This is a genomic window from Ruegeria sp. AD6, assembly GCF_056542325.1.
Genome location: NZ_JBQFZQ010000001.1, coordinates 697,041 through 710,700 on the forward strand (window position 1 = coordinate 697,041; position 13,660 = coordinate 710,700).

A 13,660-nucleotide genomic window follows, 5' to 3' on the forward strand; every position below is an offset into this window, starting at 1 on the left:
AGGTAAAGAATTGAACGCTTGTTTATTTCGCAATCGTTACAGAAATTTTGCAAGATCAGCAATCGTTCGCGGGCTGCGCGGCGACTACGCGCCGCAGGGTCACAGATCGGCGTGAAACTCTTCGATCAAATGGCGAACGACCGCCTGACCGGGGTCCTCGTCTTTGGCAACAGCTTCGGCATGCGCGCGCCGTTGACGTGTGGCCGAGGTCCCGTTTTCGGCAATCTGCCGCAATCGCGCGAGTTCGGTCATGGTGCCCAGCGCCTCGGCATCTTCGGCCAGCATGCCCATAAGTTCGCCCATAAGTTCGGCCATCGGTTTGATCGAGCGATCCCCGAAATCGATCAGCCCTTCGCCAACCCCATAGCGCTGCGCGCGCCACCGGTTTTCACTGATCAGGAACCGATCATACTGACGCCACCGCAGGTTTCGCGCCTTTAGGCGGCACAGCATTCGGGTCAGGGCCTGCACCAGGGCCGCCAGCGACAGCGTATGTTCCAGCCGGGGTTGCACATCCATGATGCGGGTTTCCAGCGTCGGAAACCGGTGCGAGGGGCGCAGGTCCCACCAGATTTTTGAGGTATCCTCGATCACGCCCAATTCGACCAGAACGCCGGTGGTGCGCTCGTATTCGGACCAGCTGTTATAGTCAGGCGGCAGCCCAGTGCGCGGCAGGTTGTCGAAGACGGTCAGGCGGTAGGAGGACAGGCCCGTATCCTCTCCGTTCCAGAAGGGCGAGGATGTGGACAGCGCCAGAAGGTGAGGCAGAAAGTAGCAGAGCTGGGGCATCAGGTCAGCCCGCAGCGCCGGATCCTCGACCCCTACATGAACGTGCATTCCGCAGATCAGCATCCGTCGCGCAACACCACCCAATGCATGTTGCAGGGCATCGTAGCGTTCCTTCCGGGTGTGGTGCTGATCCTTCCAATTGGCGAACGGGTGGCAGGATACCGCAATCGGGCTGAGGTTATATGCGGCGGCGTGTTTCGACACACAAGATCGCAGCCGTTTCAGATCCTCACGCGCGCCTTTGATCGTGGTATGAGGGCGCGTGCCGACCTCGATCTGGCATTGCAGGAATTCGGGACTGACTTGACCTTCGAAATCGGCCTGGCAGGCTTCCATCAGGGCGGCGGGGGCTTCGGTCAGTTGCAGGCTGTCGCGGTCAACCAGCAGATACTCTTCTTCAATGCCCAGCGTGAAATCCTGCTGCATACGCGGACCTCCCTTTGTTTTACGACCTCAGTGAATACGGAAATCGGCGTTTTGCCAAGGGTTTGCCGTTCTGCCGCTTGCGAAGGCCCATGCCGGAAAGGTATGGAAATGCAGAAAGCCACCGAACCGGAGCGACGCGCGTGAAACTCAGAAAATTCCCGAAGATCAACGAAGCGCTTGATGAGTTGGGGGTGAAACTGATCGACAAGGCCGCCGAACAGGACGAACGCGCACGGCTTGAAGCGTTCGAGCGGGCAGGGGGGCTGACCAAACCGGCATACACTCTGTCACCGGGGATGGAGGGGTTCGATATCGAGCCGCTGAAACAGGAGTTTGCGGAACACCGCGACGCCTTGGCCGCTCTGAAAGACCCCACGCGCAATCAGACCGGTTATCGCCTCGGCAATGGCTACTATGACAGCCCTGACGCGGATGCGCTGTACCTGATGATCCGAAGGTTTCAGCCAAGACAGGTTATCGAGGTCGGCTGCGGAAATTCGACCCGCGTCACACGTCAGGCGATCATCGATGGTGGGTTGGAAACCAAGATCACGGCCATCGACCCGTATCCCCGGGCGGATATTGCGCATGTGGTGGACGCGTTCGAACAGAAACGGCTGGAAGATGTGGACCCCGCGCTGTTCGACCAATTGGAGGCCGGCGATGTCCTGTTCATCGATTCCAGCCATGTTGTTCGGATGTCGAACGATGTCGCGCACCTGTTCTGCCGCATCATTCCCAGCCTGAAACCGGGTGTTGTCATCCACGTGCATGATGTTTTTTTGCCCTATGAATATCCCAAGCGGTTCTTCTATGACTGCCCCGGCTGGGGGGAACAGTACATGTTGCACGCTTTGCTGCAATCTGGCGCGTTTTCAATGCTTTGGCCGGGATACTACCTGCAACAGGAGCGTCCGGATGCCGTCGAAGCCTTGCCCTTTTTGAAAGAGGGTCGCGCCCAGAGTATCTGGGTTCAGATCAAGGAACAGTGATCTCAAAGTGATCCGGTGTGACAAAAGGCCCGTACCCCTTTCCATAACAAGCTGGAGAGGAGAAGACAGCCATGTTTCGTCGCACGTTTATGGGCGCTGCCGCCGCACTCGCATTTGCCATGCCGCTGAAGGCCCAGGCTGCTGACATTGTCGATACCGCAGTATCTGCCGGATCGTTCACCACCCTGGTCGCAGCCGTTCAGGCGGCCGGTCTGGTCGATACGCTGAAGGGCAATGGCCCGTTCACCGTGTTTGCGCCGACGGATGAGGCGTTTGCAGCATTGCCCGAGGGGACTGTCGAAAGCCTCTTGCTGCCCGAGAACAAGGATCAGCTGGTTGAAATTCTGACCTATCATGTGGTTCCGGCCAAGGTGATGTCGGGCGATATCGCTGGCAAGCGCGCGAAGGTTCTGACCGTGCAGGGCGACCGCCTGAGCGTGAATGCGCGTAACGGCGTGAAGGTCAATGGTGCCGAAGTTGTTCAGGCCGATATCGAGGCCAGCAATGGCGTGATCCATGTGGTCGACGCGGTGATCCTGCCGGAATAAGCACCACGACCGCAGAAAACAAAAGCCCCGGTCCTGATGGCCGGGGCTTTCGTGTAACTGATGATCAGATCAGACGAGACGCACCTGCGTGCCGATCTGGACCAGCGGATACAGCTCTTCCACATGCTGGTTATATAGTCCGATGCAACCGGATGAGCTCTGACGACCGATTTTGCGCGTGTCATGGGTGCCGTGCACCAGATAGGCGGGCCAGTCCAGATACATGGCGCGGGTGCCCAACGGGTTGCCCGGATCGCCGCCATCCATCCGGACAGGCAGCGAAGGATCGCGTTCCCGCATCGACGCGGTCGGTGTCCAGCTTGGGTTTTCGGCCTTGCGCACAACTTTGGTGTAGCCGCGCTTGGTCAGTTCTTCGCTCATCGGCACAGAACTTGGGTACAGCTTGTAGGTCCCGTCCGGGCCCCAATAATGCACGGCGCGACTGGTGATGTCGGCCAGCAGGCAGCCCGAGCCAAGCTCGTCAAAGTGATCCTGCCAGTTCTGCTGAGAGAACGAGGATACATTGCGGCGCACCGGCAACTGTGTGCTGATCGCGTCTTCGGTCTGCGGGAAGGCATCCGTGCTTTGCGCGCGTACAAGCGCGGGCGTTGCCAGAACGGACGCGACCCCCAAAAGGGCCGAGCGGCGGGTCATGCGGGAATTGGACAAAACGGCCTCCGATATTTTTGAACTGCTCGATCAAAAAATTTGAGAGTAAATTATTTGTGCGGGATGCGAATTTCCAGCCTGTGAAACCTGAATTTATCGTGAAGGCGCAGGTTTTCAGGGGCATTGGCGAGTCTTTGCCACAAAAACCCGGCCAAATGGGCCGGGCTTGAGGGTTTTAGGGCTCAGATCAGTCCATGGCTTTGAAATTGAACTCGCCACCTTCCTTGATGCCCGACGGCCAGCGAGCCGTCACTGTCTTGGTGCGCGTGTAGAACTTGAAGCTGTCCGGTCCGTGCTGGTTCAGGTCCCCGAACATGGATTTCTTCCAGCCGCCAAAGGTGTGGTAGGCCAGCGGTACCGGGATGGGAACGTTGATGCCGATCATGCCGATGTTGACCCGGTTGGCAAAGTCACGCGCTGTGTCCCCGTCGCGGGTGAAGATCGCGGTGCCATTTCCATATTCGTGGTCCATCGCCAGCTTTAACGCCTCTTCATACGACTCTGCGCGCACGGTCGACAGTACGGGGCCAAAGATCTCTTGTTTGTAGATGTCCATATCGGGTGTCACATGGTCGAACAGGTGCGGCCCGACAAAGAAGCCGTCCTCATACCCCTGAAGGCTGAAATCGCGGTTGTCCACGACCAGCTTTGCGCCCTGTTCGACGCCTGAGTTGATCAGGCCCAGAATACGTTCCTTTGACGCGGCGGTCACGACCGGACCCATGTCAACGTCATCGCCTGCGGTGTAGGGGCCGACCTTCAGCTTTTCGACGCGCGGCACCAGCTTTTCGATCAGCGCGTCGGCGGTGTCCTGACCTACCGGAACCGCAACCGAAACGGCCATGCACCGTTCGCCCGCCGCGCCAAATCCGGCACCGACCAAGGCGTCGGCAGCCTGATCCAGATCCGCATCGGGCATCACGATCATATGGTTCTTGGCCCCACCAAAGCACTGCGCGCGTTTCCCGTTCGCGGTGGCGCGGGAATAGATATACTGCGCGATCGGGGTCGAGCCCACGAAAGACACTCCCTGAATGATCTCGCTATCAAGGATGGTGTCGACCGCCTCCTTGTCGCCATTGACGACCTGAAAGACGCCTTTCGGCAGACCGGCCTCGACGAACAGTTCCGCCAGCATCAAGGGGACCGAGGGGTCACGTTCAGACGGTTTCAGAACCACGGCATTCCCACAGGCTAGTGCCGGACCGACATGCCACAAGGGCATCATGGCGGGAAAGTTGAAGGGCATGATCGACCCCACAACGCCTAGCGGCTGACGCATCGAATACATGTCGATGCCGGGGCCTGCACTGTCGGTGAACTCGCCTTTCAGCATTTGCGGCGCGCCGATGCAGTATTCGATCACTTCCAGTCCACGCTGCAGGTCCCCCTTTGCGTCGGGGATGGTCTTGCCGTGCTCGCGGCTGAGCGCCTCGGCCAGCTTGTCCATGTCGCGGTTCATCAGGTGCACCATCGCCATCATCACGCGCGCCCGCTTTTGCGGGTTGGTCGCGCCCCATGCGGGTTGCGCAATCGCGGCCTGTTCAATGGCGGCCGTCGTTTCAGCGGCGCTGGCCATCGGGCATTTGTATTGTACTTCGCCCGTTGCAGGGTTGAAGACGTCGTCAAACCGGCCTGACGTGCCGGCCACTTGCGCGCCATTCAGGAAATGGGTCAGGTCTTGCATTGATATCTCCTCCGAACGTTTGGGCGCAGGATAGGCTTGCAAAAATCACCCGAACAGAGGAAATGTTCGAAAAATACGCGCTGGAAAAAGCACGGAAGGCAAAGCATGGACCCAAATTGGGACGATATGAGGGTTTTCCTGGCCGTCGCGCGCGAGGAAAGCCTGTCTTCAGCGGGTCGTATCCTGAAAATCGATCCGGCCACGGTCGGTCGGCGCATTGCCCGGCTCGAGGCCACTCTGGACGCGCCGTTATTTACCAAATCGCAGCAAGGCTACATTCTGACGCGGGCAGGTCAACGCTTGCTGGATCACGGTCTGCAAGCCGAAGAGGCGATGCGTGCCGCCGCCGGTGCGGTGGTTGGCTCGACCAAATCGCTTAGCGGTCAGATCCGGATCGGGGCGCCGGATGGGTCGGCCAACTATCTGTTGCCGCAAGTCTGCGCCAAGATCAGCGATGCCAACCCGGATCTGGACATTCAGATCCTCGCCTTGCCCCGGATTATCAACCTGTCCCGGCGCGAGGCCGATATGGCCGTTACCGTAAGTGCTCCGACGGCGGGAAAGTTGCTGGTCAAGAAAATCAGCGACTATCGGCTGCACATGGTCGCCGCGCAGGATTATCTGGATCGCCATGATCCGATCCGCAAGGTTGGCGATCTGAAAGGGCACCGTCTGATCGGGTATATCCCGGACATGATTTTTGACCGGGAACTGGATTATCTGAATGACATCGGCGTTGACCGTGTCGCGCTTGCATCGAATTCGGTCTCGGTCCAGCTGCGGCAGGTGTCCTTGGGCACCGGGGTCTGTGTCGCGCATGATTTCACCCTGCCGTTCCATCCGAACCTGAGGAAAATCCTGACGGACCAAGTACATTTGACCCGCAGTTTCTATCTGGTCCGGCATCAGGGCGATCAGCGCAATGAACGCCTGAACCGCTTTGCCGAGGCGCTGACGCAGGGCATCCGTGAAGAAGTGACGCGGCTGGAAGCCGCCGCCGAAGCTTGACAGGTTGTCCTAATCGCGCAACGCTTTGGAATAAGTTTATTATTCCGGAGGTGTTCTTAATGCTCGTTCAGGCCATTCTGAAGTCCAAGGCCGCAGAAGGCGTGGTCACGGTTCAACCTTCAGCGACGGTCTCTGAGGCGTCAAAAATCCTGGCGGAGAAACGGATCGGGACCGTTGTCGTATCCGAAGACGGTGGGCAGACGGCGGTGGGCATTCTGTCCGAACGCGATATCGTCCGCGAACTGGCTGCCAGCGGCAGCGGGTGCCTGAATCAGCCGGTGAGCTCCTACATGACCGCAGACCTGGTTACGACCACGCGGCAGGCAACGGTGCAGGACATCATGTCACGCATGACCGAAGGGCGCTTTCGCCACATGCCGGTCGTAGAAGAAGGCAAGCTGGTCGGCATTGTTACCCTTGGCGATGTCGTCAAGGCGCAACTGGCGGAACTGGCGATGGAAAAGGACGCCCTTCAGGGCATGATCATGGGCCATTGACTTGGTCGGGGGCGTTTCCACCCCTTGCACCTGCGTCAAAGTTATGTTTGCTAGCGCAGAAATAATGTTGCGCAGGAGATCCTGATGCGGGTTGGATTGTATCCGGGAACCTTTGACCCGATTACACTGGGTCATATTGATATCATCCGTCGGGCCTCTGCGCTGGTGGACAAGCTGGTGATCGGCGTTGCGATCAACCGCGACAAGGGGCCGTTGTTCTCACTGGAAGAACGTGTCGCCATGATCGAGGCGGAATGCGCGCATCTGACCGAACAGACCGGCACCGAGATCGTTGCTCATCCCTTTGAAAATCTGCTGATCGATTGCGCCCGCGATGTGGGCGCCCAGATCATCGTGCGCGGTCTGCGGGCTGTGGCCGACTTTGAGTATGAATTCCAGATGGTCGGCATGAACCGTGCCCTCGACGATTCAATCGAGACCGTGTTTCTGATGGCCGAGGCGCGGCACCAGGCCATCGCCTCGAAGCTGGTCAAAGAAATCGCGCGGCTAAACGGGGATGTGTCGAAATTCGTCACACCCAGCGTCCACGCGGCCTTGCGCGACCGCTTAGGCTAAGGCACCCATCGCGGCGGCTGTGTCCAGCATACGGTTCGAGAAACCCCATTCATTGTCATACCACGCCAGCACCCGCACAAGGGTGCCGTCGGTGACCTTGGTTTCGGCCAGCGACACGGTCGAGCTGTGGGAATCATGATTGAAATCGACCGAGATCAAGGGCCGGTTTTCCGCAGCCAGTACGCCGGGAATTTTCGCAGCAGCATCGACGAACAGCGCGTTGACCTCATCCTCGGTCGTCGGGCGCGATACCTCGGCCACCAGATCGACAACCGAGACGTTGGGGGTAGGGACCCGGATCGCCTGACCGGTCAGCTTTCCGGCCAGTTGCGGCAGCACAAGCCCGACCGCAGCAGCCGCGCCGGTGGTTGTCGGGATCATCGACAAGGCGGCAGCGCGCGACAGGTAAGGGTCTTTGCCTGCCGTATCGTGCACCGGCTGGCTGGCCGTGTAGGCGTGAACGGTGGTCATGTTGCCATGCACAATGCCAAGCCCCGCATCCAGCGCCGCAGCAACCGGCGACAGGCAGTTGGTGGTGCAGGACGCGTTCGAGACGATGATGTCGTCTGCCGTCAACTCACCGTCGTTGACACCAAAGACCACGGTCTTGACCCCACCATCGCCACGCGCGGGGGCTGAGATCAGCACTTTCTTCGATCCGTTCTTCAGATGACGCTCAGCGGCTTCACGCGTCCGGAACACACCCGTGCATTCCAGCACGACATCGACGTCCGACCAATCCAGCGCTTCGGGATCGCGTTCACTGGTCAGACGGATGGGGCCCGCGCCGACGTCCAGACCTGCGTCGCTTAGGGTGACTGTGTTGGGGTAGCGGCCATGTACGCTGTCAAACTCGAACAGATGCGCGTTCATTTCGGGTTTCGCCAGATCGTTGATCGCCACGATCTGCACATCCGTGCGGCCCGATTCTATGACCGCCCGTAAAACTCCGCGCCCGATCCGTCCAAAGCCGTTGATTGCCAGTTTGAGTGTCATGTCGCGCTCCGTTTCATTCGTCAGAGAGTCCCGAATTGGGCTTGGTTAGCGCTAACAATTCCAGATTGGCGCGAATGTCAAGAAAAACCTCAGTCAGCGCCAGAAAGCGACCCAGTCCAGGAAAGCGTAAAGTTTCTTGCTGAGGAACACCAAATGCTCGGGTCCGAACAGGGCATAGTCCAGCACGATCGCGCCGAGGATAAGCAATCCGAGCCAGATGGCGAGTTGATTTGTCATTCTGTCCCCGAACGAAAACACCCGCCCAGATAACCTGAGCGGGTGCAAAGCTACAAGCGAAGTCCGAAGGGTCAGTTAAGACGACCCATTGCAACGGCAACGTCTGCCATGCGGACCGAAAAGCCCCATTCGTTGTCATACCAGGCCAGCACGCGGACCATGCGGTTGTCGACAACACGTGTTTGATCGGGTGCGAAGATCGAGCTTTCTTCGGTATGGTTGAAGTCGGTCGAGACCAGCGGCGCGGGCTCGTACCCCAGAACGCGCTGCATCGGGCCTTTGGCGGCTTCTTCGACGATGGCGTTGACCTCTTCGACGGTCACATCGCGCGAGGCGCGGAAGCTCAGATCAACGGCCGAGACATTCGGCGTCGGCACGCGGATGGCCGAACCGTCCAGACGACCCTTGAGGTTGGGCAGCACTTCACCCAGCGCAGCGGCGGCACCGGTCGAGGTTGGAATCATCGACATCGCGGCAGCGCGGGCGCGATACAGATCGCTGTGACGGCGGTCCAGGGTCGGCTGGTCGCCGGTATAGGCGTGGATCGTGGTCATGATGCCATGCTCGATGCCGACACCTTCATCCAGTACCTTGGCAAGCGGGGCAAGGCAGTTCGTGGTGCACGAGCCGTTCGACACCATGTTGTCATTCGCGGTCAGGGTGTTGTGGTTGACCCCAAACACGATGGTCTTGTCGACATTCTTGCCCGGTGCGGACAGCAGAACCTTGCCGGCGCCACGCTCAAGGTGCGTTTTCGCCTTGATGCCGTCATTGAATTTGCCGGTGCATTCCAGAACGACATCGCAGCCTTCCCAGTCCAGCTCGTTCATGTCGTAGGTCGAGAACATCTGCATTGGGCCGCGACCCAGATCCATGGTGTTTCCGTCAATCGATACATCGCGCGGGAAACGGCCATGAATGCTGTCATACTTCAACAGATGCGCCGAGGTCTCCAGCGGGCCGGTTGCGTTGACCTTGATCACTTCGATGTCGTTGCGGCCAGAGGCGGCGATATGCGACAGGGTACAGCGGCCAATGCGGCCAAAACCATTGATGCCGACCTTAATGGTCATGAGATGTCTCCAGATGCGCTTGCGTTGCAGGCCATATAGCGGCGAAATTGGAATCTCAAAAGGGCAAAAGCGGCATATTTTTAAGGTGTTAGCGCAAACCTCACGCGATTGCGCTAACGCTTGCGCTAGCTGTGAGATCGGGTAGGGTCGCGGTGCGACAGGTGACAGGAAAGGATGCGCAATGAGCGGTCTGTTGGCCCTTTTGGACGACGTGGCGGGGATTGCCAAGGTGGCTGCGGCCTCGGTCGATGATGTGGTAGCAGCGGCCGGTAAGGCCGGGGCCAAGACGGCGGGCGTGATCATCGACGACGCGGCGGTGACGCCGAAATACGTTCAGGGTTTCGCACCTGCGCGCGAGTTGCCGATCATCTGGCGCATTGCACGCGGGTCGTTCTTCAACAAGCTTATCCTGCTTTTGCCAGTCGCGCTGTTGTTGGCGAATTTCGCGCCGTGGCTGATCACTCCGCTACTGATGCTTGGCGGGTCTTATTTATGTTTCGAAGGGGCCGAGAAGATCTTTCACGCCCTGTTCCCTCATGGCAGCCACGCCATCGAAGAAGACATGAGCGTGCGCGATCCCGGCCACCTTGAAGAACAAAAGGTCAAGGGCGCGATCAAGACCGACTTTATCCTGTCGGCTGAGATCATGACGATTGCACTGGCGGCGATTGAGGCCCCGAATATCTGGATGCAGGCGGCGACTCTGGCAGTAGTGGGCATCGGCGTGACCGTGGCCGTTTACGGATCGGTCGCATTGATCGTGAAGATGGACGATGTCGGGCTGTTTCTGGCGCAGAACGCGCCAACGCCGATTGGGCGTGGGACAGGCCGGGGTCTGGTCAAGGCCATGCCGGTGGTTATGAAAATTCTGTCCATCGTCGGCACGGCGGCGATGTTGTGGGTCGGCGGATCGATTGTCATCCACGGGATGGAGGTTCTGGGCTTTGGCTGGCTTGGTCATCATATTCACGATTGGGCTTATGCGCTTGGTCATATGGCATCCGGCCAGTGGGTCGGTGTGATTGAGTGGGTGTCCAAAGCCACGATGGACGGCGTGTTCGGTCTGGCCTGGGGCTTTGTTCTGATTCCGGTCGCGACCAAGGTCGTCGGTCCGATGATGGGCGCTTTCAGCGGATCAGCCGAGAAGCACTGAAACAGAATCCGAATGTGACGTTGGGTTGTGATGGTGATGTGTTGTCAGGCGGCTAGTGTCGGGTAAGACACAGTAGAATTGGTACCCTCATGCCCAATCAGTCTTTGATCGATGTTCTTGAGGCGCGGGTCGCCAAAGACAACGGCCTGAGTTTCCCTGTGCCCCAGAACTGGATGCAGGGCCGCACGACCTTTGGCGGGTTTTCCTCGGCCCTGATGCTGTCAACTGTCCACGCACATCATAAGGGCCTGCCGCCTTTGCGATCCGCTCTGATCAATTTCACAGCCCCGATTGGCGCTGCGCCCACGATCAGTACCGAGGTTTTGCGCCAGGGCCGCAATGTGACAATCATCAGCGCCCGCGCCGAGATTGAAGGGCAGGTGGCGGCAACCGCCACTTTCTCGTTCGGTCATGCGCAGGACAGCCATGTTGCATTTGACCACCCCGCAAAACCCGCCCCGGACCCCGAAGCCTGTGATCCCTATTTCCCGCCGGGCTTGCCGCGTCCGCCAATTCCGTTCCTTGAGAATTTCGATGTCAAACGGGTGGAAGGCTCTTTGCCGTTTTCGGGTGCGGAACACGGGTACTTGCGTTTATGGGCGCGGCACCGTGACCCGCGAATGTGGGATCGGATGGAAGGGCTGATCTCGGTCGCGGATCTGCCACCGCCTGCGATCTATCCGACCTTGAAGAAACCCGGCCCGAATTCATCAATGAACTGGATTTTCAACGTGTTGTCCGAGGATGTTCACACTCGCGATGGCTGGTGGCTGCTGGAACATCAACTGACGGCAGGGCGCGACGGTTATAGCTCGCAGGTCATGCGGGTGTGGAATACCGACGGCGATCTGATCGTGGACGGGATGCAGTCGGTTATCATCTTCGTCTGACAAAAAAGCCCCGGCGCTGGCCGGGGCTTTTGGGTTGAGCGCTTGGGTTTAGCCCAGCAATTCCTTGACCTTGGCGACGGTCGCTTCGGCGGTGATGCCGAAATGCTTGTAAAGCTCACCCGCAGGGGCCGATGCGCCAAAGCTAGACATGCCGATGAAGCCCGCTTTGGCTTCGCGGCCACGCTCGCCCAGCAGCCAGCGATCCCAGCCACCGGCGCGAACGGCGGCCTCGATCCCGACGCGCACGGCACCGGCGGGCAGAACGCGCTTGCGATAGGCTTCGTCCTGCTGCGCGAACAGCTCCATGCAGGGCATCGAGACGACGCGGGTGCCGATGCCTTCGGCTTCGAGCATCGCTTTGACGTCCATCGCCAGCGAAACCTCGGACCCGGTGGCAATCAGGATGGCCTGACGTTTGCCTTCGGCCTCGGCCAGAACATAAGCGCCTTGCGCCGTCAGGTTCTTGGTCTTGTGATCCTTGCGCACGGTCGGTACGCCCTGACGGGTCAGTGACAGGACCGAGGGGCTGTCCTTGAAGGTCAGCGCCAGTTCCCATGCCTCAGCCGTTTCAACTGTATCGGCGGGGCGGAACACATAGGTGTTCGGCGTCGCGCGCGAGATTGCCAGATGCTCGACCGGCTGGTGGGTCGGGCCGTCTTCGCCCAGACCGATCGAGTCATGGGTCATCACAAAAACCGACGGGATCTTCATCAGTGCCGCCAGACGCATGGACGGGCGGGCATAGTCGGTAAACGCCATAAACGTACCGCCATAGGGGCGGATGCCGCCATGCAGCGCCATGCCGTTCATCGCGGCGGCCATACCGTGTTCACGGATACCGTAATGGATGTAACGACCCTTACGGTTTTCCGGCAGGAACACACCCATATCGGCTGATTTAGTGTTGTTCGAACCGGTCAGGTCAGCCGAGCCGCCAACGGTTTCGGTCATGATCGGGTTCACGACGTTCAGAACCTTTTCAGACGAGGCGCGGGTGGCCAGCTTGGGCTGATCTTCCGACACCTGCTTTTTGAACGCACGGATTGCGCTGGCCAGTTTCTTGGGGGCCTCAAACGCGTAGGCACGGTTGAATTCGGCCTGTTTGCGTTCGGACAGTTGCGCAAAACGTTCTTCCCATGCGGCACGTTCAGCAGCACCGCGCGAGCCGATGGCCTCCCAAGCGGATTTGACATTCGCGGGGATTTCGAACGCATCATGCGGCCAGCCATAGCCGTCTTTGGCGGCTTTCAACTGATCCTGATCGGTCAGCGCGCCGTGGCCTTTCGACGTGTCCTGCGCCGCGTGACCCAGCGCGATATGGCTTTCACATGCGATCATGGTCGGCTTGCTGGATTTCTTCGCGTCCACGATAGCGGCATCGATGGCCTTGGGGTCGTGGCCGTCGATCTCGATCACATGCCAGCCCGAGGCTGCGAAACGGCGCACCTGATCGGTGCGGTCTGCAATGTCGACGGTGCCGTCGATGGTGATGTTGTTGTTGTCCCAGAAGACGATCAGCTTGCTGAGTTCGTGACGGCCCGCCAGGGTGATCGCCTCTTGGCTGACACCCTCCATCAGGCAACCGTCGCCTGCGATCACGTAAGTATAGTGATCGACAACCTTCTTGCCGTAATGGGCGCGCTGAATTTCCTCGGCCATGGCAAAGCCAACCGCGTTCGAAATACCCTGACCCAGCGGGCCGGTGGTGGTTTCAACGCCATCGATCAGGAAGTTTTCCGGGTGACCGGCGGTTTTCGCGCCCAGCTGCCGGAAATTCTTGATCTCGTCCAGTGTGACGTCGGCATGACCCGTAAGATACAGCAGCGAATAGACCAGCATCGAGCCATGGCCTGCCGATAGGATGAACCGATCACGGTCGGGCCAGCTGGGGTTTGCGGCGTCGAATTTCAGGTGCTTTTCGAACAGCACGGTCGCAACATCGGCCATGCCCATCGGCATGCCGGAATGGCCGGAATTGGCGGCGGCGACGGCGTCCAGGGTCAGGGTGCGGATGGCCGCAGCTTTGTCCCAGTGTTCGGGGTTGGCATTGCGCAGCGCAGTCAGGTCCACGGGCGTTGTTCCTTTGGATTTGAAGCAGATTGCGCGCTCAATAGCATCC

General features: G+C 59.3%; 14 protein-coding genes. 7 read left to right on the forward strand and 7 right to left on the reverse strand.

The features are described from left to right. Positions 1-99: 99 nt before the first annotated feature. On the reverse strand, positions 100-1,215 hold the full coding sequence (locus ACR0KJ_RS03300; RefSeq protein WP_480625970.1) for a carboxylate-amine ligase: 1,116 nt from the start codon (positions 1,213-1,215) through the stop codon (positions 100-102). Positions 1,216-1,355: 140 nt separating this feature from the next. Here ACR0KJ_RS03300 and ACR0KJ_RS03305 point away from each other — a divergent pair, with 140 nt between their 5' ends. Both ACR0KJ_RS03305 and ACR0KJ_RS03310 read left to right on the forward strand, forming a co-directional pair. Beyond that, complete coding sequence (locus ACR0KJ_RS03305; RefSeq protein WP_170621750.1) at positions 1,356-2,207, forward strand: class I SAM-dependent methyltransferase; 852 nt, start codon at positions 1,356-1,358, stop codon at positions 2,205-2,207. A 71-nt stretch (positions 2,208-2,278) separates the two neighbouring features. Beyond that, a complete protein-coding gene (locus ACR0KJ_RS03310) occupies positions 2,279-2,755 on the forward strand; it encodes a fasciclin domain-containing protein (protein ID WP_170450914.1) in 477 nt (158 codons plus the stop codon). A 69-nt stretch (positions 2,756-2,824) separates the two neighbouring features. On the opposite strand, the gene ACR0KJ_RS03315 is transcribed toward ACR0KJ_RS03310, so the two are convergent. Then, a complete protein-coding gene (locus tag ACR0KJ_RS03315) occupies positions 2,825-3,409 on the reverse strand; it encodes a L,D-transpeptidase (protein WP_170453041.1) in 585 nt (194 codons plus the stop codon). Positions 3,410-3,611: 202 nt separating this feature from the next. Next, entirely contained in the window at positions 3,612-5,111 is a 1,500-nt protein-coding gene (locus ACR0KJ_RS03320; protein WP_170450912.1) for a CoA-acylating methylmalonate-semialdehyde dehydrogenase, read from the reverse strand. 105 nt (positions 5,112-5,216) lie between these two features. Here ACR0KJ_RS03320 and ACR0KJ_RS03325 point away from each other — a divergent pair, with 105 nt between their 5' ends. The 3 genes from ACR0KJ_RS03325 to coaD all read left to right on the forward strand — a co-directional run bounded on the left by ACR0KJ_RS03325 (position 5,217) and on the right by coaD (position 7,192). Further along, the gene (locus ACR0KJ_RS03325; protein ID WP_170621753.1) at positions 5,217-6,119 is read left to right on the forward strand and encodes a LysR family transcriptional regulator; all 903 of its coding nucleotides are present in this window, start codon (positions 5,217-5,219) and stop codon (positions 6,117-6,119) included. A 59-nt stretch (positions 6,120-6,178) separates the two neighbouring features. After that, positions 6,179-6,616, forward strand: a complete 438-nt coding sequence (locus ACR0KJ_RS03330; RefSeq protein WP_170621754.1) for a CBS domain-containing protein — start codon at positions 6,179-6,181, stop codon at positions 6,614-6,616. A gap of 84 nt (positions 6,617-6,700) precedes the next feature. After that, positions 6,701-7,192: a pantetheine-phosphate adenylyltransferase gene (coaD, locus tag ACR0KJ_RS03335; RefSeq protein WP_170450906.1), complete on the forward strand. Its 492-nt coding sequence runs from the start codon at positions 6,701-6,703 to the stop codon at positions 7,190-7,192. On the opposite strand, the gene gap (ACR0KJ_RS03340) is transcribed toward coaD, so the two are convergent. The 3 genes from gap (ACR0KJ_RS03340) to gap (ACR0KJ_RS03350) all read right to left on the reverse strand — a co-directional run bounded on the left by gap (ACR0KJ_RS03340) (position 7,184) and on the right by gap (ACR0KJ_RS03350) (position 9,498). Next, positions 7,184-8,188 carry a type I glyceraldehyde-3-phosphate dehydrogenase gene (gene gap / locus ACR0KJ_RS03340; protein ID WP_480625971.1) on the reverse strand — a complete coding sequence of 335 codons (1,005 nt, stop codon included), beginning with the start codon at positions 8,186-8,188 and terminating at the stop codon, positions 7,184-7,186. The genes coaD and gap (ACR0KJ_RS03340) overlap by 9 nt on opposite strands. A gap of 93 nt (positions 8,189-8,281) precedes the next feature. Then, positions 8,282-8,425 carry a hypothetical protein gene (locus ACR0KJ_RS03345; RefSeq protein WP_170450902.1) on the reverse strand — a complete coding sequence of 48 codons (144 nt, stop codon included), beginning with the start codon at positions 8,423-8,425 and terminating at the stop codon, positions 8,282-8,284. A 71-nt stretch (positions 8,426-8,496) separates the two neighbouring features. Continuing rightward, positions 8,497-9,498, reverse strand: coding sequence for a type I glyceraldehyde-3-phosphate dehydrogenase (gene gap / locus ACR0KJ_RS03350; protein WP_170450900.1), 1,002 nt, complete (start codon positions 9,496-9,498; stop codon positions 8,497-8,499). 181 nt (positions 9,499-9,679) lie between these two features. Here gap (ACR0KJ_RS03350) and ACR0KJ_RS03355 point away from each other — a divergent pair, with 181 nt between their 5' ends. Further along, the gene (locus ACR0KJ_RS03355) at positions 9,680-10,651 is read left to right on the forward strand and encodes a DUF808 domain-containing protein (protein WP_170450898.1); all 972 of its coding nucleotides are present in this window, start codon (positions 9,680-9,682) and stop codon (positions 10,649-10,651) included. Positions 10,652-10,740: 89 nt separating this feature from the next. After that, a complete protein-coding gene (locus ACR0KJ_RS03360) occupies positions 10,741-11,541 on the forward strand; it encodes a thioesterase family protein (RefSeq protein WP_170450896.1) in 801 nt (266 codons plus the stop codon). A gap of 48 nt (positions 11,542-11,589) precedes the next feature. Here ACR0KJ_RS03360 and tkt read toward each other — a convergent pair whose 3' ends face one another. Then, positions 11,590-13,611 (reverse strand): transketolase, encoded by a 2,022-nt coding sequence (gene tkt, locus ACR0KJ_RS03365; RefSeq protein ID WP_170450894.1) that lies wholly within the window; start codon positions 13,609-13,611, stop codon positions 11,590-11,592. Positions 13,612-13,660 lie beyond the last annotated feature (49 nt).